This window comes from Nitratireductor sp. StC3 (assembly GCF_003015025.1).
In the GTDB taxonomy this organism is placed as follows: domain Bacteria; phylum Pseudomonadota; class Alphaproteobacteria; order Rhizobiales; family Rhizobiaceae; genus Mangrovimarina; species Mangrovimarina alexandrii.
Genome location: NZ_PYBP01000003.1, coordinates 446875 through 471021, shown reverse-complemented (window position 1 = coordinate 471021; position 24147 = coordinate 446875). Strand labels below are relative to the sequence as shown.

The 24147-nt window shown below is 65.9% G+C and carries 16 protein-coding genes; 4 read left to right on the top strand and 12 right to left on the bottom strand.

Translation table 11 applies throughout. The features are described 5' to 3' along the window. Positions 1 to 55: 55 nt before the first annotated feature. Positions 56 to 1105, bottom strand: coding sequence for a low specificity L-threonine aldolase (locus tag C7T96_RS09335; RefSeq protein WP_106570917.1), 1050 nt, complete (start codon positions 1103 to 1105; stop codon positions 56 to 58). 504 nt (positions 1106 to 1609) lie between these two features. Here C7T96_RS09335 and gltB point away from each other — a divergent pair. Next, a complete protein-coding gene (gene gltB / locus C7T96_RS09330) occupies positions 1610 to 6343 on the top strand; it encodes a glutamate synthase large subunit (protein WP_106570916.1) in 4734 nt (1577 codons plus the stop codon). 69 nt (positions 6344 to 6412) lie between these two features. Then, complete coding sequence (locus tag C7T96_RS09325; RefSeq protein ID WP_106570915.1) at positions 6413 to 7867, top strand: glutamate synthase subunit beta; 1455 nt, start codon at positions 6413 to 6415, stop codon at positions 7865 to 7867. Between the two features lie 203 nt (positions 7868 to 8070). On the opposite strand, the gene C7T96_RS09320 is transcribed toward C7T96_RS09325, so the two are convergent. Continuing rightward, positions 8071 to 9303, bottom strand: a complete 1233-nt coding sequence (locus C7T96_RS09320; protein WP_106570914.1) for a DUF459 domain-containing protein — start codon at positions 9301 to 9303, stop codon at positions 8071 to 8073. Between the two features lie 15 nt (positions 9304 to 9318). Further along, entirely contained in the window at positions 9319 to 10536 is a 1218-nt protein-coding gene (locus tag C7T96_RS09315; protein ID WP_106570974.1) for a lytic murein transglycosylase, read from the bottom strand. Positions 10537 to 10717: 181 nt separating this feature from the next. Between C7T96_RS09315 and galU the strand changes: the two genes are divergently transcribed. Continuing rightward, positions 10718 to 11623 carry a UTP--glucose-1-phosphate uridylyltransferase GalU gene (gene galU / locus C7T96_RS09310; RefSeq protein WP_106570913.1) on the top strand — a complete coding sequence of 302 codons (906 nt, stop codon included), beginning with the start codon at positions 10718 to 10720 and terminating at the stop codon, positions 11621 to 11623. Positions 11624 to 11648: 25 nt separating this feature from the next. Here the strand turns inward: galU and C7T96_RS09305 are convergent, their stop codons facing one another. Next, positions 11649 to 13388: an outer membrane beta-barrel protein gene (locus tag C7T96_RS09305; RefSeq protein ID WP_106570912.1), complete on the bottom strand. Its 1740-nt coding sequence runs from the start codon at positions 13386 to 13388 to the stop codon at positions 11649 to 11651. Positions 13389 to 13566: 178 nt separating this feature from the next. Here C7T96_RS09305 and C7T96_RS09300 point away from each other — a divergent pair, with 178 nt between their 5' ends. Next, entirely contained in the window at positions 13567 to 14565 is a 999-nt protein-coding gene (locus tag C7T96_RS09300) for a KpsF/GutQ family sugar-phosphate isomerase (protein ID WP_106570911.1), read from the top strand. A 36-nt stretch (positions 14566 to 14601) separates the two neighbouring features. Here the strand turns inward: C7T96_RS09300 and C7T96_RS09295 are convergent, their stop codons facing one another. The 8 genes from C7T96_RS09295 to C7T96_RS09260 all read right to left on the bottom strand — a co-directional run bounded on the left by C7T96_RS09295 (position 14602) and on the right by C7T96_RS09260 (position 24056). Continuing rightward, a complete protein-coding gene (locus C7T96_RS09295) occupies positions 14602 to 15060 on the bottom strand; it encodes an NfeD family protein (RefSeq protein WP_106570910.1) in 459 nt (152 codons plus the stop codon). Positions 15061 to 15082: 22 nt separating this feature from the next. Next, entirely contained in the window at positions 15083 to 16033 is a 951-nt protein-coding gene (locus C7T96_RS09290) for an SPFH domain-containing protein (RefSeq protein ID WP_106570909.1), read from the bottom strand. Between the two features lie 118 nt (positions 16034 to 16151). Then, positions 16152 to 17174 carry an alpha/beta fold hydrolase gene (locus C7T96_RS09285; RefSeq protein WP_106570908.1) on the bottom strand — a complete coding sequence of 341 codons (1023 nt, stop codon included), beginning with the start codon at positions 17172 to 17174 and terminating at the stop codon, positions 16152 to 16154. Between the two features lie 20 nt (positions 17175 to 17194). Beyond that, positions 17195 to 18259, bottom strand: coding sequence for a ferrochelatase (gene hemH / locus C7T96_RS09280; protein WP_106570907.1), 1065 nt, complete (start codon positions 18257 to 18259; stop codon positions 17195 to 17197). Between the two features lie 155 nt (positions 18260 to 18414). After that, positions 18415 to 20565 (bottom strand): 5'-nucleotidase C-terminal domain-containing protein, encoded by a 2151-nt coding sequence (locus C7T96_RS09275; protein ID WP_106570906.1) that lies wholly within the window; start codon positions 20563 to 20565, stop codon positions 18415 to 18417. Between the two features lie 157 nt (positions 20566 to 20722). Beyond that, entirely contained in the window at positions 20723 to 21976 is a 1254-nt protein-coding gene (locus C7T96_RS09270; RefSeq protein WP_106570905.1) for an AMP-binding protein, read from the bottom strand. A 143-nt stretch (positions 21977 to 22119) separates the two neighbouring features. Continuing rightward, a complete protein-coding gene (locus tag C7T96_RS09265; RefSeq protein WP_106570904.1) occupies positions 22120 to 22503 on the bottom strand; it encodes a hypothetical protein in 384 nt (127 codons plus the stop codon). 107 nt (positions 22504 to 22610) lie between these two features. Further along, positions 22611 to 24056, bottom strand: a complete 1446-nt coding sequence (locus C7T96_RS09260; protein WP_106570903.1) for a homospermidine synthase — start codon at positions 24054 to 24056, stop codon at positions 22611 to 22613. Positions 24057 to 24147: the final 91 nt, after the last annotated feature.

Genomic DNA, 24147 nt, shown 5'->3' with positions numbered 1-24147 from the left:
ACGCCGCACTGACGAGAGTGTTACCGATCGGTAATGTCGAAATCGTCGTGCCGGTTCATGCGATCAGGCCCGCGAAACGGTCGACTTCTTCGGCGGTTGTGGCAAAACCGGTGACGAAGCGGCAAATCCGCTCGTCCGCGGCCATGCTGCCCTGGAACCCCTCGGGCGCGTTCCAGTCGTAAAAGGCGACGCCGGCGCCCGTCAGTTGCTCGGCGGTGGCACCGGCCATGATGACGAAGACCTCGTTGGCCTGCGGCTCCCAGGCGAGCCGGGCCGTGCTGGAGCGTTTGACGCTTGCGGCCAGGCGGGCGGCCATGGCGTTGGCGTGGCGGGCATTGTCCAGCCATAGATCATCATCGAAATAGGCCTGGAACTGGGCCGCCACGAACCGCGATTTCGACAGCAATTGCGCGGCGCGCTTGTGCAGGAAGGCAAATTCGCCGGCCTGTGCGGGATCGAACAGCACCACCGCTTCCGCGCACCAGCAGCCGTTCTTGGTGCCGCCGAAGGACAACAGGTCGACGCCGCGCTTCCAGGTCATCTCGGCCGGTGACAGGTCGAGCGACACCAGCGCGTTGGTGAAGCGGGCGCCGTCCATATGCACGGCCAGCCCGTGCCGCCTGGCGATCGCCGCGATGGCGTCGAGCTCGTCGGGCGTGTGGACGGTGCCGATCTCGCTCGCCTGGGTCACGGACACCGCGACCGGTCGCCCGGCATGCAGGAATTCCGGCGGGTAGCGCCGGATCGCGTCTTCCAGCGCCTGTGGGTCGATGCGGCCGAGCGGGCCGCCGACCCGGGCAAGGCGGGTGCCGCCGGTCAGATATTCGGTGGCGCCGGCCTCGTCCTCGACCAGATGCGCCTCGGCATGGCAGAAGGCGACGCCGCCGGGGCGGGAAACGCTGGCCAGCGACAGCGCGTTGGCCGCCGTTCCGGTGGAGACGAAGAAGACGGCCACGTCCCTGTCGAAAATCTCGCAGAAGCGGCGGCGGACCTGGCGGTCGAGGTCGCTGTCGCCATAGGCGCGTGCGTGGCCGCCGGCGTGGTCGGCGAGCGCCTGGGCGATGGCCGGATGGGCGCCGGCCCAGTTGTCAGAAGCAAAGATCATCGCTGTGTCCGAAATGAGCTGAAGGAAGGCCGGACTGTGCCCGTTTTCGTCACCGGGCTTCAAGAGGCTTGACGAGGCTCGCGCGCCAGGCCGACGGCTGGCCGGCTCTGCGCGGCGGCGCGCCCGGTCGATGCGGCGCGATCAGACACGATCGACAGCTTTTTGAAACTAAATTTTCCCATAAGCTCTCCGGGGATAATTTTGTTGCGATTTCATGCGAAAAAGATCGCGATCCGGTCTTGTGTGCGGTATTCAATTCTGCCATTGTGGAATTAGGACAGTACTGCTGTCTTATTTATCCGGGAAATTCGGGCCGGGGCTGGCGTGGGACGCCGGCTCTGGCGTGTGCGCCGGACAACAGCGACCTGGGATGCTCGCGGTCTGTGAAGCCGAGCCCGACAGGTCACCCTCGTGGAGCGATGTGCACGAGGTGGACGTGCTGATAAAATGGGCGTCCGCGATATCAAGGCACCCCGCAATCAGGGGGTATATGGAGGAAGGACGATGACGGATTCGACGCCATCAGCGACGACGCAGCCCTGCCTGGCCGCCGGGCGCGATGCGCGTGCCGCCAAACGTGCCGTTTTGCCGATTCCCGGCGGGTTGCCGGACGCGCGCGGGCTTTACGATCCGCGCAACGAACACGATTCGTGCGGCGTCGGCTTCATCGCCGACATGAAGAACCGCAAGTCGCACCAGATCGTGCTCGACGGGCTCGCCATGCTCGAAAACCTGACCCATCGCGGCGCGGTCGGCGCCGATCCGCTGATGGGCGACGGCGCGGGCGTGCTGGTCCAGATTCCGGACCGGTTCTTCCGTGAGGAGATGGCCGAAAAGGGCATCGAGCTGCCGCCGCCGGGCCATTATGCGGTCGGCCACATCTTCATGCCGCGCGACCGCGACCTGCGCGCCCATATCGAGCAGGTGTTCGCCGAGGTGACGCAGGCCGAGGGCCAGCCGCTGATCGGCTTCCGCGACGTGCCGGTGGACAATTCCTCGCTGTCGAAGGCGCCGCATATCGCGGCCTCGGAGCCGGTGCATCTGCAGGTCTTCATCGGCCGCAATCCGGCGATCGAATCCGACGAGGACTACGAGCGGCGCCTCTATATCCTGCGCAAGGTGGTGTCGGCGCGCATTTTCGAGGAAACCGGCGGGCGCGACAACGGCTCCTACACCGTGTCGCTGTCCTCGCGCACGATCGTCTACAAGGGCATGTTCCTCGCCTACCAGGTCGGCGCCTACTACAAGGACCTGCTCGACCCGCGCTTCGAATCGGCGCTGATCCTGGTGCACCAGCGCTTTTCGACCAACACGTTCCCGTCGTGGAAGCTGGCCCATCCCTACCGGATGGTCGCTCATAATGGCGAGATCAACACGCTGCGCGGCAATGTCAACTGGATGGCGGCGCGCCAGGCCTCGGTCGATTCGGAGCTGTTCGGCAACGACATCTCCAAGCTGTGGCCGATCTCCTACGAGGGCCAATCCGACACGGCCTGTTTCGACAATGCGCTCGAATTCCTGTGGCAGGGCGGCTATTCGCTCGCCCACGCCATGATGATGCTGATCCCGGAAGCCTGGGCCGGCAACAAGCTGATGGGCGAGGACCGCAAGGCGTTCTACGAATACCACGCCGCGCTGATGGAGCCGTGGGACGGTCCGGCCGCGGTCGCCTTCACCGACGGGCGCCAGATCGGCGCCACGCTCGACCGCAACGGCCTGCGCCCGGCGCGCTATATCGTCACCGACGACGAGCGCGTGATCATGGCCTCGGAGGCCGGCGTGCTGCCGGTGGACGAGGCCAAGATCGTCAAGAAATGGCGTTTGCAACCCGGCCGGATGCTGCTGATCGACCTGGAAAAGGGGCGCATCGTCTCCGATGAGGAGATCAAGTCGGAGATCGCCGGCAAGCATCCTTATCGCCAATGGCTCGATTCCACCCAGCTCATCCTGGAAGAGCTGAAGCCAGTGGAACCGCGCGAACTGCGCCGCGACGTGTCGCTGCTCGATCGCCAGCAGGCGTTCGGCTACACGCAGGAAGATCTCAAGCTGCTGATGGCGCCGATGGCCACCACCGGTCAGGAGGCGATCGGGTCGATGGGCACCGACACGCCGATCGCCGCCATGTCGGGCCGCACCAAACTGCTTTACGAATATTTCAAGCAGAATTTCGCGCAGGTCACCAATCCGCCGATCGACCCGATCCGCGAGGAACTGGTGATGAGCCTGGTCTCCTTCATCGGACCGCGCCCGAACATTTTCGATCTGGTCGGCTCGTCGCGCAAGAAGCGCCTTGAGGTGCGCCAGCCGATCCTGACCAATGCCGATCTCGAAAAAATCCGCTCCATCGGCCACACAGAGGATCGCTTCGACACAAAGACGATCGACATCACCTATTCCGCCACCGAGGGCGCGGAGGGCATGGAGGCGGCGGTCGAGCGCCTGTGCGAGCGCGCGGAGGCGGCCGTAGCCGGCGGCTACAACATCATCGTGCTTTCCGACCGCCAGATCGGCCCGGACAGGATCGACATTCCCACGCTGCTGGCAACCGCGGCGGTGCATCATCACCTCATCCGCAAGGGTCTGCGCACGGCCGTGGGGCTGGTGGTCGAATCGGGCGAGCCGCGCGAGGTGCATCATTTCTGCTGCCTGGCGGGCTACGGCGCCGAGGCGATCAACCCCTATCTCGCCTTCGACACGCTGGTGGAAATGCACCGACGCGGCGAGTTCCCGCCCGAGGTCGACGCGCAGGAAATCGTCACGCGCTACATCAAGTCGATCGGCAAGGGCATTTTGAAGGTCATGTCCAAGATGGGCATCTCGACCTACCAGTCCTATTGCGGCGCGCAGATCTTCGACGCGGTCGGGCTGAAGAACGCGTTCGTGGAGCGCTATTTCACCGGCACGGCGACCACGATCGAGGGTGTCGGGCTCGAGGAGGTGGCGGCCGAGACGGTCAAGCGCCACGTCGCCGCCTTCAGCGACGACCCGGTGCTGCGCAACGCGCTCGATGTCGGCGGCGAATATATGTACCGCATCCGCGGCGAGGAGCATGTGTGGACGCCGGACGCGGTGGCGAGCCTGCAGCATGCGGTGCGCAAGGGCTCGTTCGACACCTACAAGGACTTCGCCGAGCAGATCGACGCGGCTTCCGGGCGCTCCAAGACCATTCGCGGGCTGTTTCACATCCGCACTGCGGCGGAGATGGGACGCAAGCCCGTGCCGCTCGAAGAGGTCGAGCCGGTCGCCGAGATCGTGAAGCGGTTTTCGACCGGGGCGATGTCTTTCGGATCGATCAGCCGCGAGGCGCATACGACGCTGGCGCGGGCGATGAACGCGCTCGGCGGCAAGTCGAACACCGGCGAGGGCGGCGAGGAGCCGGACCGCTACATGCCGCTGCCCGACGGCGCCGCCAACCCCGAACGCTCGGCGATCAAGCAGGTCGCGTCCGGCCGCTTCGGCGTGACGACCGAATATCTGGTCAATGCCGACATGGTTCAGATCAAGGTCGCCCAGGGCGCCAAGCCCGGCGAGGGCGGACAATTGCCCGGCCACAAGGTCGACGCCACCATCGCCAAGGTGCGCCATTCGACGCCAGGCGTCGGGCTGATCTCGCCACCGCCGCACCACGACATCTATTCGATCGAGGATTTGGCCCAGCTGATCTTCGATTTGAAGAACGTCAATCCGGCCGCCGATATCTCGGTCAAGCTGGTGTCGGAGGTCGGGGTCGGCACGGTGGCGGCCGGCGTGGCCAAGGCGCGCGCCGACCACATCACCATTGCCGGCTATGACGGCGGCACGGGCGCCTCGCCGCTGACCTCGCTGAAACATGCCGGCAGCCCATGGGAGATGGGGCTGGCCGAAACCCACCAGACGCTGGTGCTGAACGGATTGCGCTCGCGCATCGCGCTTCAGGTCGACGGCGGCCTGCGCACCGGGCGCGACGTGATCGTCGGCGCGCTTCTGGGGGCGGACGAGTTCGGCTTTTCGACCGCGCCGCTGATCGCGGCCGGCTGCATCATGATGCGCAAGTGCCATCTCAATACCTGCCCGGTCGGCGTGGCGACCCAGGACCCGGTGCTGCGCAAGCGCTTCAAGGGCACGCCGGAACATGTCATCAACTATTTCTTCTACGTGGCCGAGGAAGTGCGGACCCTGTTGGCGGCGATGGGCTACCGCGCGCTCAACGAGATCATCGGCGACACCGACCTGATCGAGAAGCGGCCGCTGATCGAGCACTGGAAGGCGCGCGGCCTCGATTTCAGCCGCGTCTTCCACAAGCCGGCGGCGCCGAAGGAGGCGACCTACTGGACCCAGCGCCAGCAGCATCCGATCGACGACATCGTCGACCGCAAGCTGATCGCCGAGGCCGCGCCGGCGCTCGAGCGCAAGGAGAAGGTGTCGATCGAGATGCCGATCCGCAATGTCGACCGCTCGGCCGGCGCCATGCTGTCGGGCGAGGTCGCCAAGCGCCACGGCCACAAAGGGCTGAAGCACGACACGATTTCGGTGCGCTTCACCGGCACGGCCGGGCAGTCCTTCGGTGCGTTCCTGGCCCGCGGCGTGGCGTTCGAACTCAACGGCGACGGCAACGATTATGTCGGCAAGGGCCTGTCGGGCGGCCGCATCGTCATCCGCCCGCCGGAGGGCGCGCGGATCGTGCCGGAAAACTCGATCATCGTCGGCAATACGGTGCTTTACGGCGCGATCGAGGGCGAATGCTATTTCCGCGGCGTCGCCGGCGAACGGTTCGCGGTGCGCAATTCGGGGGCTGCGGCGGTGGTCGAGGGTGTCGGCGACCATGGCTGCGAATACATGACCGGCGGCGTCGTCGTCGTCATTGGCCAGACCGGGCGCAATTTCGCGGCCGGCATGTCGGGGGGCGTCGCCTATGTGCTCGACGAGGTCGGCGATTTCGCCGAACGCTGCAACATGGCCATGGTCGAGCTCGAGCCGGTGCCGGAAGAAGACGACATGCTGGAGAAACTGCACCACCATGGCGGCGATCTCGCCCACAAGGGCCGTGTCGACGTCTCCGGCGACATGACCCGGCACGACGAGGAGCGGCTGGTGCAGCTGATTTCCAATCATATGCACTACACCGGCTCGACGCGGGCCAAGGAGATCCTCGACAATTGGGCCGACTACCGGCCGAAATTCCGCAAGGTGATGCCGGTCGAGTATCGCCGCGCGCTCATCGAGATGGAGCGCATGCGCATGGGACTCGCGGCGGAGTAGGCAGGAACACGGACACCGTGCCGGCGCCGGGGCTTAAGCTCCGCGCCGCGGTGCCTTGGAGAGCGACATATGGGCAAGGTAACAGGTTTTCTCGAGATCGACCGGCAGGTGCACAAATACCAGCCGGCTTCCGACCGCATCCGGCATTTCCGCGAGTTCACGCTGCCGATGTCGGAAAAGGAAGTCGAGAAACAGGCCGCGCGCTGCATGGACTGCGGCATTCCCTATTGCCACGGGCCGACGGGCTGTCCGGTTCACAACCAGATCCCGGACTGGAACGACCTCGTCTATAATGGCGACTGGGACACGGCGATCCGCAATCTGCACTCGACCAACAATTTTCCCGAATGGACCGGGCGTATCTGCCCGGCGCCGTGCGAGGAAGCGTGCACGCTCAATCTCGAGGACATTCCCGTCGCCATCAAGACGATCGAGCACGCGATTGCCGACAAGGCCTGGGAGACGGGCTATATGCGGCCCTATCCGGCCGAGCACAAGACCGGCAAGAAAGTCGCCATCATCGGTTCGGGCCCGGCCGGTATGGCGGCAGCCCAGCAACTCGGCCGGGTGGGCCACGACGTGCATGTTTATGAGCGCGAGAGCCGGCCGGGCGGCCTGATGCGCTATGGCATTCCGGACTTCAAGATCGAAAAACACCATGTCGACCGGCGCGTCAGCCAGATGGAGGGCGAGGGGGTGACGTTCTTCTGCGGCGTCAATGTCGGCGTCGACAAGACCGTCGACGAACTGCTGGCGACCTACGACGCCGTGCTTTATTGCGGCGGATCGGAAAAGCCGCGCCCGGCCGGTATTCCCGGCAGCGAACTGGGCGGCGTGCACGACGCCATGCCCTATCTGGTTCAGCAGAACCGGCGCGTGGCGGGCGAGGACATCCAGTCGTCGGCCTGGCCGTCGGCGCCGATCCTGGCCGGGGGCAAGCACGTCGTCGTCGTCGGCGGCGGCGACACGGCGTCGGACTGCGTGGGCACGGCGTTTCGCCAGGGTGCGGTGCGCGTGACCCAGCTCGACATCCGTCCGCAGCCGCCGGAGAGGGAAGACAAGCTGGCGGTGTGGCCTTATTGGGCGACCAAGATGCGCACCTCGTCCAGCCAGGCCGAAGGGGCCGAGCGCGAGTTCCAGGTCGCGACGCTGGAGTTCGTCGGCGAGGACGGGGTTCTGACCGGGGTCAAATGCGCCGCGGTCGATGAGGCGCGCAAGCCGATCGCCGGGACGGAGTTCCTGATCCGCGCCGATCTGGCCTTCGTCGCAATCGGCTTTTCCGGCCCGATCGAGGGCGGCATCATGCAGGAACTGGCGGGCAAGGTGGCGACCGTTGTGGACGGCCGCCGCTCGACGAATGTCGAAGCCAACGACCGCGACTATCGCACCAGTCTCGACCGCTTCTTCGCCGCCGGCGACGTGCGGCGCGGGCAGTCGCTGGTCGTGTGGGCTATTCGTGAGGGTCGCCAGGCCGCGCATGCGATCGACGCCTTCCTGATGGGATCGACGGTGCTGCCGCGGTAATCCGTCAAAATTCAAGCCGGCCTGCGGAAACGGCACCTGCTGGGTGGTTTTGGCCGGTCCGGCGGCAACGGTTCGGAGCCGTCAGAGCCTTTCGGGGCGGGCCAAAGCGTTTCCTGGCGAAGTGGACGCCGGTTCGCCGTTCGCAAACGCGTTAAAACAATAAGGTAGAGCCGGTCTGCGATGCCGTGAAGAGCAGAGCGACTCTAACGGGCCGGCACGATCGCCGACGTTTCGTTGCGGTCCGCGCCGGGAGCGGGCGCAACGGCTGCCGCCGGCTGGACGCGGATCGAAAAATCGTCGACCCGTCCGGGACGGGGCTCGGGCGTCTTTCCCTCGATGGCAAGCTTTTCGGACAGGGTCACGGCCTCGCCTTCCTTAGGGTCGAGGCTGGCGCCCATCAGGTCGTCGGCGCCGTCCAGTTCGGGATCGCCGAGCGCGATTGGGGGCGTGCGTTCGACCGTGGGCTGGCCCGCCGCCGGCGGGCCGATCAGTTCGGGCACGCCGAGTTCGGGAAAGACGGTGGAGCGGCCGTCACCCAATATGCGCTGCAACGGCTTTTCGGCGTAAAAGGCGATCTTGCGGCGTCCGGCCCGGGTGAAATTGATCCCGTCGTTGGCGCGCAGCCTGACCGCCTGTCCGTTAATGTCCGGGCCGGTGGCGGCATAGGCGCCGTTTTCGTCGACGAAACCTTCCCAGATATCGACAAAGGTGCCGCCGATGGTTTCCACCGCGTTGCGCTGCAGGTCGTTGAAGGCCAGCATGTCGGAGCTCATCGAGGAGAATTTGAACGCCGGCAGGCCGACCCAGACCAAGGGGATGTTGCGCTCGGCGAAACTCTGCGCCAAGGCTGCGGCGCGGGCGGCGTATTCCGCCGTCCATTTTTCTGAGCGCACGCTTTCGCGGCTTCCATCGACGCGCATTTGCTGGCGATCGTTCGAGCCGATCATGACAACGCCGACGGCCGGTTTCGCGTCGTCCAGGATCGGACCGATCTCGACGGGCCAGTTGTAGAAATCGTCGCGCACGAAACCCGACGAGCCGTTCGACTTGTCGACGATGCGTACGGTCGGATCCTCGGCGAAGACGGTTGTCAGCCCTTCCGCCAGACCGCCGGCGAGAAAGTCGCCGACAACGATGACGACACGGGCGTTTTCGGCCTTTTCAACCACCTCGACGGCCGGCCGCGACGGCGCGGCGGAGTGTCGTGGCGCCGTGGTGCGCCGGGGCGCGCTGCGCTTTTTAACCTGCGGAACCTGCCGACGTTCGGGCTGGCGGGCGCGTTCGCGTCCGCCGCGAAACAGGAATTCCAGCAGCGAGCGTGGCCGCTCCTGCGCATAGGCCACGCCGGCGACGTCGACGACGACGGTCGCCAGGGCAAGCAGCACGATCGCCAGGAGACGTGTGCCGCGCAGTCGTGTCGAAGCCCGCTGGTGCATCAAGCTTCCTTCGCCTCAGCGCCGCAGCCGGTTGAGCACTTCCATGCTCGGATGGCCGTCGACCGGCATCCCGACCCGCTTCTGATAGGTTTCGATGGCGCCGCGCGACCCGGAGCCGATCTTGCCGTCGATCGGACCGTCGTAGAGCCCGACCGCACCGAGGCGCTTCTGCAGTTCCTGTTTTTCGGCGAAACTCAATTTGGTGAAGGGCCGGTTCCAGTCGCGTTCCAACCCGCCATAACCGGCGATCTCGTCGGCGAGCAGACCGACGGCGAGCGCGTATTTGTCGGCATTGTTGTAGCGCTTCAGGATGAAGAAATTGCGCGTCATCAGGAAGGCCGGCCCGGCGCGGCCGTCGAGTACTTTCAGCTCGGCCTTCTCGGACGGGCGCGGGAAGGGTTTGCCGTTGGTGCGCGTTACGCCGATCGACTGCCATTGCGCCAGCGACATCGATCCGGCGGGAAATTTCCGGCCCGGCGGCAGGCTGACCTCGTACCCCCAGGTCTTGCCGCTCTGCCAGCCGTTCTTGCGCAAGAGATTCGCCGCCGTCGCCAAGGCATCGGGGATGGAGTTCCAGATGTCGCGACGGCCGTTGCCGTCAATGTCGACCGCATAGGCCTGGTAGCTGGTTGGGATGAACTGGGTGTGGCCCATCGCGCCGGCCCAGGACCCGGTCAGGTGGGAGACGTCGATGTCGCCCGATTGCAGGATCTTCAGGGCGGCGAGGAGCTGTGTGCGCGCGAATTTGGCGCGCCGCTTGTCCGCATAGGCCAATGTCGACAGCGAGCGCACCACATTGCGCATCACGCGGTCGTTTTTGAGGATCTCGCCGTAATTCGATTCCATCGACCAGATCGCCAGAAGGATATGGCGGTCGACGCCGAAGCGCGATTCGATGCGGTCGAGCCAGTTCTTCCATTTGCGCGCCATCTGGCGGCCCTCGGAGATGGAATGCTCGTGGACGCGGTTGTCGAAATAGTCCCACACCGGGGCGGTGAATTCCGGCTGATAGCGCGCCTTCTCCAGCACTTCGGGGTCGGGCGCGGTCACGCCGCGGAAGGCGCGGTCGAGCGTGGATTTGGAAATGCCGTTCTTCTGGGCGGTGCTGCGGAAGCCCGCCACCCAGCGCTCGAACTTGGCATCGGCCAGAGCCGGGGCGGTCAGCAGGGCGAACGCGACCGCGGCACCGGCGAAAAGGCTGGTCGCGCGTGCGACGACTGATTTTGCAAACATCATCTGATCCGTTTGTTGTCTCGGGATGATCTTTCGCGGGTTGCGGTTAGAAAAGGGTTTACCATAGTGTGAATCAACGAGACATAGGGCGGTGCAACCGCACCGACCGCCTCTCCTGTTGGATATTTTTTAATTCCGGCGTGAAGATGTCAGGGCCGGAAGCGAAAGTGTGGTTGCAGCGATGAAGAAAGTCAGAAAAGCGGTTTTTCCGGTCGCCGGGCTCGGCACCCGGTTCCTGCCGGCGACCAAGGCGGTGCCCAAGGAGATGCTGACCGTCGTCGACAAGCCCGTCATCCAATACGTCGTCGACGAGGCGCGCGAGGCCGGCATCGAACACCTGGTTTTCGTCACCGGGCGCAACAAGGGCGTGATCGAGGATCATTTCGATATCCAGGTCGAGCTCTACGATACGCTTGCCCAGCGCGGCAAGGACGCCCAGCTTGCGCGGCTGCAGCGCATGCAGCCCGGACCCGGCGAAACCAGCTTCACGCGTCAGCAGGAGCCGCTGGGGCTGGGCCATGCGGTGTGGTGCGCCCGCTCGATCATCGGCGACGAGCCGTTCGCGCTTCTCCTGCCCGACATGATCATGCAGTCGAAGCGGTCGTGCCTGACCGAAATGGTCGATCTCTACGCCCGCACCGGCCAGAACGTTGTGGCGGTTCAGGAATGCGACCCGGCCGAGACGCATAAATACGGCATCGTTGAAAAGGGTGAGGCGGCCGGCACCGGTTTCGAGATCACCGGCATGGTGGAAAAGCCGGCCCCGGGCACGGCGCCGTCCAATTTCTACATCAACGGGCGCTACATCCTGCAACCGGAGATATTCGACATTCTGGCCGAACAGAAGCAGGGCGCCGGCGGCGAGATCCAGTTGACCGATGCCATGCTGACGCTGATGGAGCGCCAGTCCTTCTATGGCTACCACTATAGGGGCCGGACCTTCGATTGCGGCTCGCCGGAAGGGTTTGTGGCGGCCAATGTCGCCTTCGCGCTGTGGCGTCCCGATATCCAGCCGGTCGTCTCGGAGGAACTGTCGCGGCTGATGGCGGAAATCGAGCCGGTCGAGCGCCGGGCCAGCAAGCGCTGACGCGCCCGCCTTCGGCAGGCATGGTTCAGCGCTGCAGCCGAAGGCCCAGATAGACGCTGCTTGCCTGCCAGTCGCGATTGGGCAGCGTGCTGGTGAAGGTTTCGTGGCGCAGGCGCCCATTGATACCGGCATAGCGGTTGAACCACCAGGTCGCGCCGGCTTCCGCGCGCAGCGCGCGCTCGGTGTCGCTGGTGCCGACATAATCGCGCCAGTCGGCGCCGATCGAGGCTTCCAGAAGCAGGTTGGCGCGTGCCTCGCGCGACAGGGCAAGCCCGCCCGAGTACAGGATCGAGCCGCTCTCGCCGGCGCTGGTCGTGCCTTCGACGGTCGTCGAGCCGGTGAGCGTGACGGTGGTGCCGCGCACCGGCGACCAGGCGAGGCGGGCATCGACGGCGGGACCGGCAACGGGTGCCAGGCGCGTGTCGTCGAAGGTCTCGCGCAGCCAGCCGGCGGAGATTTCGCCGGACAGCTTTTCGCCGAAGTCGAAGGCCGCGCCGCCGCGCACGGCCAGGCGATCGGCGGACCGGGCAAAGCCGCTCGAGTCAATTTCAAGATCGTAGAAACGACGCCCGATCTCGGTCTCCACGAATGGCACGAGCGCGGGCGCGATCTCGTAACCGACCCGCAAGGCCACCGAGGCCAGGGTCGCGTTGCGTTCTTCCTGCGACAGGGTCCCGCCGCCCGACAATTCGGCGTCGGAATAGAATTCGCGGTCGAGGAGCCCGGTCGCCGACAGGCGCAGCTTGCCGATATCCTTGCGCAGGCCGAGCGTTCCGGTCAGGCCGTGCTGGAGCGGCTGCGAGGCGGTGCCGACGATCACCACCGGCGAGGACGCGGTCTCCGGGCGCAGCGTGTAGGCAAAGCCCGCCGTCGCCGCGTAGCCGCTGCCGAGATCGAGATCGAGCGCGGCGTCGAGGCCGCCCTGGGCCTGGGAATAGTCCGCGCCGGACACCGATTTCAGGAATGTGCCGTAGAGGCTGGCGCGGGCGGCGTGGCGCGACCAGTCGGACACGGCGTTGAGGCGAAGCTGGGTCTCCGAGAGCCAGCCTTCCTCGCCGCCGGGGCTGGAATCGACATTGCTTGTCCAGCGCACGCCCTGATCGAGCGTGGCGGTGACGTCGAACGTGCCGAGCCGCAGGCCGAGCGGCGCATAGGGCGCCTCCTCGGTTTCCAGGTCGCGGGTCTCGATCGCCTCGACACGGCCGTTGAGGACCTCGGCCGAAGTGTTGGCGTCCTGATCGAGACTGTCGAGGGTCGGCGCGCGTACCGAAGCGGTGGTTTCGACGATGTCTTCGTCCGCCGCCTCGTTCGCGCCTCGTGCGGCCGTGCCAGTTGCCCGGTCTTGCGTGCGCTCGGCCGCGCCGTCCGGTTGCGCCTGGCGCCGGTTCTGGCGCGCCATGGATGGCCGTCCGGCGGGCCGCGGCGCGTCGGCGAAGGGATCGTCGTCCTCGTTTGAATCGGCGAAAATGCTGCGCCCGCGCCCGTCCGGGTCCGCGTCGTCTTCGGTGTCGCCGGGAAGCGCGCCTTCGCTGACGGGAACATAGGTTTGTGGCGCCGTGTCGCTCTCGCCCGGGCGGGCCTCGTCGCCTGGACGGATGCCGCCTGACGACAGCAGGCTGCGGTTGACGGTTTCCTCCGACACCTCGCCACGCAGCCCGCTCTCCTGACCGAGAACGGAGACTGTCGAGACGCCGGTGCTGAGGATGACGGCGAGAATGCCGGTGGCTGCCCCTCGCAAGAGCGGGACGCCGGTTTTTTCCCGCATGCTTTTCGGCGTCCTCGTCATGTCCTGGTGCGTGCGCGCGTGGTGGAACTTTACCGAACCGTAAATCGGGATGGTTAACGCTTGGTTGAGAGGTGCTTTCCGGTGCCGTCCGCGCCGCGTGTCGCGGGGCGTCAAATGGCGTTGGACACGGCATGGCGAAGCGGCTAAACGAAGCGCCATGCAGGGCATTCCAGAAAAGAAGCAGCCGGATCGCGTGGCTGCGATCGCGTCCGCGGTGCGCACGGTGTCGACCGGTCAGTCCGGTATGGCCGCGCTGGCCGAGGCGCTCGACAACGGGCTTTCGGAACCGTTCGCGGATGCGGTGGCGCTGCTGTCGGCGATTCGCGGCCGCGTGATCGCGACAGGCGTCGGCAAAAGCCATCATATCGGCTCGAAACTGGCCGCGACGCTGTCATCCACGGGAACGCCGGCCTTCTTCGTCCATCCGGCGGAGGCCAATCACGGCGATCTCGGCATGATCACCCGCGACGACGCCGTCATCGCCATGTCCTGGTCGGGCGAGAGTTCCGAACTGAAGGGGATCGTCTCCTATTCGAAACGCTTCGCGATTCCGCTGATCGCGATCACGTCCGGCGAGGATTCCACCCTGGCGCGGGAGGCCGACATCGTTTTGTGCCTGCCCAAGGCGGCGGAAGCCTGCCCGCACGGGCTGGCGCCGACGACGTCGACATTGCTGCAACTGGCGATCGGCGACGCGCTGGCGGTGGCGTTGCTGGAAGCGCGCGGTTTCACGCCGGACAATTTCAAGACCTTCCATCCCGGCGGCAAGCTCGGCGCCAACCTGACCCAGGTGCGCGAGATCATGCATGGCGGCGACGAACTGCCGCTGGTGGGACCGGGAACCCGCATGCCCGAAGCGGTGATGATGCTGGCGCAAAAACGCTTCGGCTGCGTGTGCGTCATCGATGCCGGCGGCCGGCTGGCGGGCATCTTCACCGACGGCGACCTGGCGCGCAGCCTCGACCGCAACCTCGCCGATCTCGCGGTCGAGGACCTGATGACCCGCGAGCCCAAGACGATCGGTCCATCCACGCTCGCCGGCGCGGCCATGGCCGTGCTCAACGAGCATCACATCAGCGCCCTGGTCGTTGTCGACGAGGGCAGGCCGGTCGGGATCGTCCATTTCCACGATTTGCTGGCGCTCGGCGCGGCGTGAAGCGCCGGCACGGTTGCGGCGACAGCCTCTGCGCTGTCAGATAATTTCGACGACCAGATCGCCGTTGTCGACCGCGATCACGCGTACGCGTGTTCCCGCCGCCGCGTCCGGACCCGTCACGCGCCAATAGGTGTCGCCGATGCGGATACGGCCGCGGCTGTCGCGAATCGCCTCGTCCAGCGTGGCGGTGCGTCCGACGAGTTGCTGGGCGCGCTGGTTGAGGAGCGGCTGGTCGCTTGGCGTCTGACGGTTGTGGACGAAGCGATAGCCGCCATAGGCGGCGACCAGTGACAGGGCGAGGAACACCAGCGTCTGTAGCTGCCAGTCCCAGAACCGGGCGTCCCACAAGGCGATCGACAACAGGCCGGTGGCGAGCGCCGCCAGGCCGATCCAGACAAGAAAGACGCCGGGAACCAGGATCTCGGCCGCCAGCAGGGCAAAGCCGAGCACGATCCAGCTCCACGGGCCGAGTTCGACGAAGACGCTTGCGATCATGCCAGGTTTTCCCGTGCCGGGCTCATGACTCGTCCGGGGTGACGACGGGCGGCCGCGCCGGGGTGCGGCGGGTGAGCGGCACCGCATCCTCGCCGAACACTTCCTTGGCGATCGCGCCGATGCCGCCCAGCGAGCCGATCAGTGACGAAGCCTCGAACGGCATCAGGACGACCTTGTTGTTGTTGGCCGCGCCGATCTTGGCCAGCGCCTCGGTGTATTTCTGGGCGACGAAATAGTTGATCGCCTGCACGCCGCCCTGGGCGATCGCCTCGGAAACCGACTGGGTGGCGCGCGCCTCGGCCTCGGCGAGGCGTTCGCGGGCTTCGGCGTCGCGGAACGCGGCCTCCTTGCGGCCTTCCGCCTCCAGTACCTGGGCCTGTTTCAAGCCCTCGGCTTCCAGGATCTGGGCGCGCTTGTTGCGCTCGGCCATCATCTGGCGGGCCATCGACTCGACCAGGTTTTCGGGCGGGTTGATGTCCTTGATCTCGACCCGGGTCATCTTCACGCCCCAGGGATTGGCGGCCTCGTCGACGACGCGCAGCAGGCGTTCGTTGATGGCGTCGCGATTCGACAACAGCTCGTCGAGGTCCATCGATCCCATGACGGAACGGATATTGGTCATGGTCAGGTTCAGGATCGCGTTTTCCAGGCCCGACACCTGATAGGCGGCCTGGGCTGCGTTGAGCACCTGGTAGAAGGCGACGCCGTCCACGGCAACGATGGCGTTGTCGCGGGTGATCACCTCCTGGGTCGGCACGTCGAGCACCTGCTCCATCATGTTCAGCTTGGCGCCGACGCGGTCGATGAACGGCACGATGATGTTGAGGCCGGGCGACAGGGTGCGGGTGTAACGGCCGAAGCGCTCGACGGTGAAATTGTTTCCCTGCGGGACCGTCTTGATGCCGACGAAGATGAGCAGCAGCACGAGAACGACGAGGACCGGAATGAGAATGTCGAGACCGGTAATTGGCATGCGTAAGTCCTCCGCTGGCCATGTCGATTGGGACGCCGGCGCTGGGCCGGCGCTCCTGTCAGCGGAAAGACTTAGACCGTTTTGTGGCCGGATGGAAACAGTTGTGCCGGCCGTCCGGTCACGAACCCGCCGGGACGCGTTCGGTCAGCCAGGCCTCGATGGCGTTCACTGTTGCCTCGGCATCCACCAGGCCGAGATGATTGACGCCGGCCAGGATGCGATAGGAGCCGCTGCTTGTGTGCGGCCCGATCGTCGACTCGTACTTGTCGGCGATGAATGCCTCGTCCCGGTCGCCCGCGAGCAGCAAAAACGGCCGGTCGAGCCGCGCGAGATCGCCAGTGTAGTCGGGACGCGGCGCGAAGGAGACATTCATGCGGTAGGTGTAGCGTGTTGTGGCGGTGTTGCCGAGCGGGCCGTCGAGCACGGATCGCGGCATGGCGAAGCTGATTACCGGCAGATGGTTGAAGGCGGTGATGCCGAGCGTGTTGATAAGGCCGAGCGCGACGATGCGCCCGGTCGCCGGGCGCGCCCAGCCGCCCGACGCGGGCCGCGTGGTCGGCGCATCATATTTCAGAAAGGGCGCGAGCAGCAGGAAGGCGTCCGCCTCGCCGCCATAACGCCCGCCGGCAAAACGCACGACCAGCCCGCCGCCCGACGAATGGCCGCCGAGCACGAGCCGTCCGGGCTCGCCGCCGTTCTTCAGGTGGGCGATCAGGTCGAAAAGGTCTTCCTCGAGCTGGCCGATATGGTCGACGTCGCCGCGCCGGACCGGGTCCGGCCCATGTCCGCGCAGGTCGGGCACGATCACGGTTCCAAGTCCGTTCGCGGCGAGCGCCGTGGCAAGCGCATGAAACTGCATGCCGTGCCAGCCCGAGCCGTGGACGAGAATGATCGTGCGCGCGGCACTGCCATTGGCTGCGGCATAGCGCCGGTAGGAGAGCACGGTCGCGTCGCGGGCGCGATAATCCTGCCGGTCGGGGAGAGTGGACAGGTTCGTCGCGATTGCGGCGGCGAAATCGAGCCCGGTCCCGGCGTCCGGCCGCGGGCGTTCGGGTGGACGACTGAAGGCGACGAGGCCGGCGAGGATCGCGACGCCGGCGGCCAGCGCGACGAGAGCGGACGGAACGAGCCTGGAAGACATGCCGGTTGTCTCCTGCGCCGTCAGATCCAGCCGGACACTTCGCGCCGCACGAGCGTTTCGATCACCGCCATGCCTTCGGCGCTGTCGTTGAGGCAGGGAATATGGGTGAAATTCTCTCCGCCCGCCTCATGGAATATCTCGCCTGCCTCGCCGGCGATCTCCTCGAGCGTTTCCAGGCAGTCGGAGACGAAGCCCGGATTGAAGACCGCGATCGATTTCACGCCCTCGCGCGCCAGCTTCTCGACGGTCTTGTCGGTATAGGGCTGCAGCCATTCCTCCGGGCCGAAGCGCGACTGGAAACAGGTTATCAGCCGCTTCTCGTCCCAGCCGAGCCGTTCGCGCAGCAGCCGCGTCGTCTTCTGGCAATGGCAGTGATAGGGATCGCCGGCACGGAAATAGCTTTGCGGAATGCCGTGATAGGAGGCGATCACCGTCTCGGGCTCGAAATCGAGCGTTGCGAGATGGGTTTCGATCGACCGCGCAAGCGCCTCGATATAAACCGGCTCGTCGTGATAGGCCGGCACGGTACGGGTCGCCGGCATCCAGCGCTTTTTCATCAGCGCCTTGAAAAACGCGTCGTTGACCGTCGCCGTCGTGGTCGCCGAATATTGCGGGTAGAGCGGGAACATGACGATGCGGTCGCAGCCGGCGTCCGTCAGCCTGTCGAGCACGGTTTCGATCGCCGGCTGCCCGTAGCGCATCGCCCAGTCGACGACGACCTCGTCGTGGCCCTGCAACGCGTGCGCCAGCTTTTCGGCCTGGGCGCGGCTGAAGGTGCGCAGCGGCGATTCGTTGCGCTCGCGGTTCCAGATCTTGTCATAGGCGGCGCCGGATTTTTTCGGGCGCGTGTTGAGCACGATGCCATAGAGGATCGGATACCAGATCGCGCGCGGCCATTCGATCACCCGCCTGTCGGACAGGAACTCGCGAAGATAGCGGCGCATCGAGGTGAAGTCGGTGCCGTCGGGCGTGCCCAGATTGACCAGCATGACGCCGACCTTCGGCGGCGCGACGCGCGGATGGCCGGAAGGCAACGGGCCGGTCTTCCTGGTTTGGTTGTCGGCAAGGGCCGGAGTGAACGTCATGAAGCAGTCCTCGTGCGAAGGAGGCACATAGCGGCCGGAGGCGCGGGATCAAGCGTGAAACCTGCTCTATACCAAGGTGCGGCCAACAAAAAACAAAACCCGCTCCCGATGGCGGGAGCGGGGCAATTGGTCGCGAGATCGAGGCCGAAGCGGCTTCAGTTGGCGGCCGGAACCTTGAGCGGGCTGCCGATCGGCAGCAGGTCGGGGTTGTAATCCGGGTTGGCCGCCTGCAGCTTGGTCCACATCCGCGGGTCGCCGTAGAATTCACGCGCGAGCTCCCAATAATTGTCGCCGCGCGCGATCATGTGGGTCTTGTCCTCCATCGCCATATCGCCGTTGGCGGGCTTGTCGGCGGGAAGGGTGGTCTCCTCGGCGGTTTTCATCTCCGCCTCCTCGGCCATTTTTTCCTCTTCGGCCTTCTTCATTGCGGCCTCTTCGGCGGCCTTGGCTTCCTCGGCGGCTTTCATTTCCGCCTCCTCAGCCATTTTTTCTTCCTCGGCCTTCTTCATGGCCGCCTCTTCGGCGGCCTTGTCGGCCGCCTCGTCGGCGGGCACTTCCGGCGCCTTGGTCGTCAAGGTGTTCGACATCGCCGGCAATTCCGGGGTTTCCACCACCGGCTCGCTCGCGGGCGCGGCTTCGGCAGCCATGTCCTCCTTGGGTTCCTCGGCCGCCGCGGGTTCTTCAGCGGCTGCCATCGCCTCGACCTTGGTGATGCGTCCCTCGATCACCGGCTGATAGGGACGGTTTTCGACCAGATAGTCGGCGACCACCTGCTCCAGGCCGGGGCCGTAGTCGTAAGCGTTCTCGGCGTTTGTCTTGAACAGCGCGTAGCCGTCGCCGCCATTGCGCATGAAATTGTTGCTGACGACGCCGTAGGTCTTGTCCGGGTCGATCGGCACCCAGCTGCCGCCTTCGTCGACCTCGACCGACTGGACGCGTCCCTCGTTCGGAGCGACAGAGGGATCGAAGCTGAAGCGCAGGCCGGCGACTTGGGCGAAACGGCCGCCGCCGTCCTCGATCTGGCTGACACCGTTTTCGAGCGAGGCGACGATGTCGGCGCCCTTCAGCTGGAAGGTGGCGAGCGTGTTCTGGAACGGCAGGACGGCCAGAACCTCGCCCATCGTGACCTCGCCGGCGTCGATGGAGGCGCGCAGCCCGCCGCCGTTCTGGATGGCGACCTGAATGCCCTGGTTCTTGACCCGGTCGAGCATGGCGTCGGCGACGAGATTGCCCATCTCGCATTCCTGCGCCCGACAGGTTTCGCGGCTGCCGTCGATGGGCGCGTTGGTTTCGGCGACCACCTTGCTCTTGAGTTCCTCGATCGGCGCGCCGAGCTCCTGGATACGTGCCAGAACGGCCTCGTCCGGCGTGACGGCGGCGTCGAGCAGCAACGGGTCGCCGCTGGCCGAGGTCACGACGCCATTGTCGTCGAAGACGACCTGGAACTCGCCGAGATATTTCGAATAGGAGGCGGCCTGCACCACCGGAACGGCATAACCGTCCGGATTGTCGACCATGGTCGGGTAGGGACCGGCCGCGCCGTCGTCCTTGTTCGACAGCAGCGTGTGACTGTGACCGCCGACCACCACGTCGACGCCGGGGATCTTGGCGATCGCGGCCAGGTCGCGCGGATAACCGACATGGGTCAGCGCGACGATCTTGTCGATGCCTTGCGCCTTGACCGCCTCGACCGCGGCGGTGATCGTGGCGATGTCCTCCTCGATGGAGACGTTGTCGCCCGGCGAGGACAATTCGGCGGTATCGTTGGCGACCGCGCCGACCACGGCGATCCGCTCGCCACCGCGCTCGAAGATCGTGAACGGCTCGATGCGCCCGGCCAGTTTCGAGGCGTCGGTCACCTTCACATTGGTGCTCAGCACCGGGAAGTCGGCAATGTCGAGGAAGGTCGTGAGGCCGTCCTCGCCGTCGTCGAATTCATGATTGCCGACGGCCATGGCGTCGGTGCCCATCAGATTGAGGAACTCCGCTTCGACCGCGCCTTTGTAGGTGGTGTAAAACAAGGAGCCCTGGAAATTGTCGCCGGCATTGAGAAACAAGAGGTTCTGGCCGTCGAGCGCGGCGCGCCGGTCGCGCACCGCGGTGACGAGGCGCGCGGCGCCGCCGAAACACTTGCTTTCGGTCTCGTCGTCGGCCGAGCAGGTCGAATCGTATTTGTTGATCGACTCGATCCGGCTGTGCCAGTCGTTGATATGCAGGATGGTGAGCGTGTAGTCGGCAAACGAGGCCGATGCCGACAGGGCCAGTATCGAGGCCGAGGCGGCAGCGAGCGCGGCGAGTTTCTTCATGACCATTCTCCCGTTAACCCCCGGCCGGCTTGCGGCGCGGCCGGGTTCGAACAACCCAGTTCAGAACTAGCGCGCTTTATTGTCAAAATTATCGCGCCTGGTTGCAGGCCATGTTCACACCGAGGCCGGTCCGATGCAAGCGTTTCGACGGCAGGGCTCAGGCCGAATAGTCGCGTTCGTCGGCGATGACACGGCCGTCATTGGGCAGCAGGCCGGCCCGAACGGCGCTCACCGTGCCGCCGAGCTTGGTCGTTTCGCGCAGCGTCGCCGTGATCGCGCCGACATCCGGGGCGACGTCGCCGGCCGGCTCGATCTGGAGTTCCATCGCGTCGCGATCGCCGTCGCGGCGCACCACGAGGCGCGCGCGCGCGATTTCGGGGTGGCGGCGCACGATGTCGGCGACCTGCTTGGGGTCGACGAACATGCCCTTGACCTTGGTGCGCTGGTCGGCGCGGCCCATCCAGCCCTTGATGCGCGTTCCCGTGCGCCCGCAGGCCGACGCGCCGAGCAGGATTGCCGACAGGTCGCCGGTGCCGAGCCGCACCAGCGGATAGATCGGGTTGAAGCCGGTCACGACCACCTCGCCGACCTCGCCGGCCTCGACCGGGTCGCCGGTGCCCGGACGCACGATCTCCACGATCAGGTTCTCGTTGACGATCATGCCGGGCAGCGGCTTGCCGTCCGCGTCGACGGCCTCGTAGGCGATGACGCCGAATTCGGCGGTGGCGTAGCATTGCAGGACTTCGATGCCGCGCTCGGCATATTCGGCGCGCAGGGAGGGAAACAGAGCGCCGCCCGAGACCAGCCCGTGGCGAAAGCAGGACAGGTCCTTTTGCAACTCGCGTGCCTTGTCGAGCATGACCTTCAAAAAGTCGGGCGTGCCGCAATAGACAGTGGGTTTCAGCGCCGCCGCCGCCTCGACCTGCATTTCGGTGTTGCCGGTGCCGGCGGGAAACAGCATGCAGCCGAGCGCCCGCGCCCCGGCGTCCAGAATGAAACCGCCGGGCGTCATATGATAGGCGAAGGCGTTGTGGACGATCGCACCGGGGCGGATGCCGGCGGCGAAGAAGGCGCGCGCGCCCTGGCCGGGATCGATGCCTTGTCCCTGCGGTTCCCAGATCGGCCCCGGCGACATGAAGATGCGCTGTCCGGCCAGCGCCCGGGCATCGACAAAGCCGCCGAAGGGCGGGTTTTGGCGCTGCATGTCCAGCAGTTCGGCCTTGCGCAGCACCGGCAGTCTGGCCAGTGCCTCGCGCGAGGTCACCGTTTCGGGGGCGACGCCGTCCAGCCAGCGCGCCAAGCCTGGCGCCGCCGCGACCGCGTCTGCGAGAAATCGCGGCAGGCGCCGAAACAGATCCCGCTCGCGCTCGGCCGGGTCACGAACCTCCAGATCGTCGAAATAGGCGCTCATCGGCGTCCTCCTCCCCCTTTTTGAGGCGTTATCGCAGGAGGGCGCTCGGCCACGCAAGGCGTGGCAATACACTTGAAAAAATAGTTTCGATCCGCGTCAGGCCCGGGCGAACGAAACCCGTCCGGCCGGGCAGCCGCCTTGCGTCATGCCGGCAGGCGTCGCGTGAGCACGAAGGTGGAGCCCGAGGCGCTGGTGCAATTGAGCTGGTCGGTCGTGACCTGGCGGCAGTTGAAGCTGATCTCGGCCGGCAGGCCGCGGCGTTTTCTGGCCAAGGACACGCCGGACATGGTGATCTGGTCGGCGCCGCTGGAGAAATAGCGGCCTTCCGAAAGCCGTTCGCCGGTATCGAGCGCCACGGTCTGGAACGAACCGCCCGACAGGGTCGAGACCCCGCCGGTCGCGTCGATCCACGTCCCCTGAAAACCGGTCGGACGGGGCGCCGCGGTGCCGCCGCCGGGGCCCTGCGTTTGACAGCCGGCCAAAATGGCCAAGCCGGCCGCAGCCAGGATCAGGGGGGACTTCTTCATCGTGGCGCTCCTCTCATCGTCACCGCCTGTCTTGCCGCGTCAGGCCGGCAAAAGCAAGGCGACAATGCGACGGGCGGGGCCGTCGGCACCGGCCGGCCACCTTGCGATCACCTGACGAGAATATTGCGGAACTGCCAGGGATCCTTGGCGTCGAGGTCTTCCGCGAACAGGCCGGGCCGGCCGTCGAGCGGCGTCCAGTCGGTGTAGTGGCCTTCGACCGGGCCGAGATAGGGTCTTTGCACCTCCAGGCAACGCGCGAAGTCCATCTCGTCGGTTTCCACGATGCCGGCGCGCGGGTTTTCGAGCGCCCAGACCATGCCGGCCAGCACGGCTGACGTCACCTGCAGGCCGGTCGCGTTCTGATAGGGCGCCAGCTTGCGGGTCTCATCGAGCGAAAGCCGCGAGCCGAACCAATAGGCGTTCTTCCTGTGGCCGTAGAGCAGCACGCCGAGCTCGTCGACGCCGTCGACCAGTTCGTTTTCGTCGAGCACGTGCTGGACCGGCTGGGCCTTGCCGGCGGCGCCGAACATCTCATGCAGCGACAGCACCGCGTCGTTGCAGGGGTGGTAGGCGTAGTGGCAGGTCGGCCGATAGGCGAGCTTGCCCTTGCCATCGCGCAGGGTGAAGAAATCGGCGATCGAGATCGCCTCGTTATGCGTGACCAGAAAGCCGTATTGCGCGCCCGGCGTCGGGCACCAGGTGCGCACGCGGGTGTTGGCGCCGGGCTGTTCCAGGTAGATCGCCGCCCGGTTGCCCTTTTTGTGGCTCCTGGCGTTCTTGGGTTTCCACTTCTCGTGCGTACCCCAGCCGAGCTCGGCCGGCTGCAGCCCCTCCGAGACGAAACCCTCCACCGACCAGGTGTTCCAGAACACGCCCATCGGTTTCGGGTTTTTGGCGCGCTGCGTGTCGCGCTCGGCGATGTGAATGCCCTTCACGCCGGCCTTTTTCATCAATTTCGCCCAGCCGCGGCGGTCGTCGGCACCGGGCCGCGTGTAGGCGAGCCCCAGATCGTCGGCGAGGTTGACCAGCGCCTGCTTGACGAACCACGAGACCATGCCGGGATTGGCGCCGCAGCACGACAGGGCGGTGGTGCCGCCGGGATGCTTGCGCTTTTCGCGGCGCACCGTCTCGCGCAGCGCGTAATTGGTGCGCGAGGCGTTGTCGGCCTTGTCGTCGAAATAGAAGCCGAGCCAGGGCTCCACGACGGTGTCGACGTAAAGCACGCCGAGCTTGCGGCACAATTTCATCAGGTCGAGCGAGGAGGTGTCGACCGACAGGTTGACGCAAAAGCCCTGGCCGTCTCCGGCGCTCAGATAGGGTGTCAGCAGTTCCTTGTAGTTGTCCTTGGTCACATGCGCCTGGACGAAGGCGATGCCGCGTTCGTCGAGCAGCGCGCGGTCGTCGTCGCGCGGATCGATCACCACCATGCGCGATTTGTCGAAGCGGAAATGGCGTTCGATCAGCGGCAGCGAGCCGCGGCCGATGGAACCGAAACCGATCATGACGATCGGTCCGGTGATGTCGCCGTGGATGGGCCAGTCCCTGTCGGCCATGCGGACAGGCTCCTTTCCGATTGCCAGTTGTTCCGGTTCGCGGCTAAATCACAAAGCCCTGTCACAATAAAGCGAAAACGCGCCGAAGGGC

Coding starts and splice junctions, on each gene's coding strand:
- C7T96_RS09315 (WP_106570974.1), bottom strand. CDS start 10,536: ATGTTTGCAAAATCAGTCGTCGCACGCGCGACCAGCCTTTTCGCCGGT.
- C7T96_RS09305 (WP_106570912.1), bottom strand. CDS start 13,388: ATGCGGGAAAAAACCGGCGTCCCGCTCTTGCGAGGGGCAGCCACCGGC.
- C7T96_RS09325 (WP_106570915.1), top strand. CDS start 6,413: ATGGGCAAGGTAACAGGTTTTCTCGAGATCGACCGGCAGGTGCACAAA.
- C7T96_RS09290 (WP_106570909.1), bottom strand. CDS start 16,033: ATGCCAATTACCGGTCTCGACATTCTCATTCCGGTCCTCGTCGTTCTC.
- C7T96_RS09285 (WP_106570908.1), bottom strand. CDS start 17,174: ATGTCTTCCAGGCTCGTTCCGTCCGCTCTCGTCGCGCTGGCCGCCGGC.
- galU (WP_106570913.1), top strand. CDS start 10,718: ATGAAGAAAGTCAGAAAAGCGGTTTTTCCGGTCGCCGGGCTCGGCACC.
- C7T96_RS09270 (WP_106570905.1), bottom strand. CDS start 21,976: ATGAGCGCCTATTTCGACGATCTGGAGGTTCGTGACCCGGCCGAGCGC.
- C7T96_RS09275 (WP_106570906.1), bottom strand. CDS start 20,565: ATGAAGAAACTCGCCGCGCTCGCTGCCGCCTCGGCCTCGATACTGGCC.
- C7T96_RS09320 (WP_106570914.1), bottom strand. CDS start 9,303: ATGCACCAGCGGGCTTCGACACGACTGCGCGGCACACGTCTCCTGGCG.
- hemH (WP_106570907.1), bottom strand. CDS start 18,259: ATGACGTTCACTCCGGCCCTTGCCGACAACCAAACCAGGAAGACCGGC.
- gltB (WP_106570916.1), top strand. CDS start 1,610: ATGACGGATTCGACGCCATCAGCGACGACGCAGCCCTGCCTGGCCGCC.
- C7T96_RS09335 (WP_106570917.1), bottom strand. CDS start 1,105: ATGATCTTTGCTTCTGACAACTGGGCCGGCGCCCATCCGGCCATCGCC.
- C7T96_RS09260 (WP_106570903.1), bottom strand. CDS start 24,056: ATGGCCGACAGGGACTGGCCCATCCACGGCGACATCACCGGACCGATC.
- C7T96_RS09265 (WP_106570904.1), bottom strand. CDS start 22,503: ATGAAGAAGTCCCCCCTGATCCTGGCTGCGGCCGGCTTGGCCATTTTG.
- C7T96_RS09295 (WP_106570910.1), bottom strand. CDS start 15,060: ATGATCGCAAGCGTCTTCGTCGAACTCGGCCCGTGGAGCTGGATCGTG.
- C7T96_RS09300 (WP_106570911.1), top strand. CDS start 13,567: ATGCAGGGCATTCCAGAAAAGAAGCAGCCGGATCGCGTGGCTGCGATC.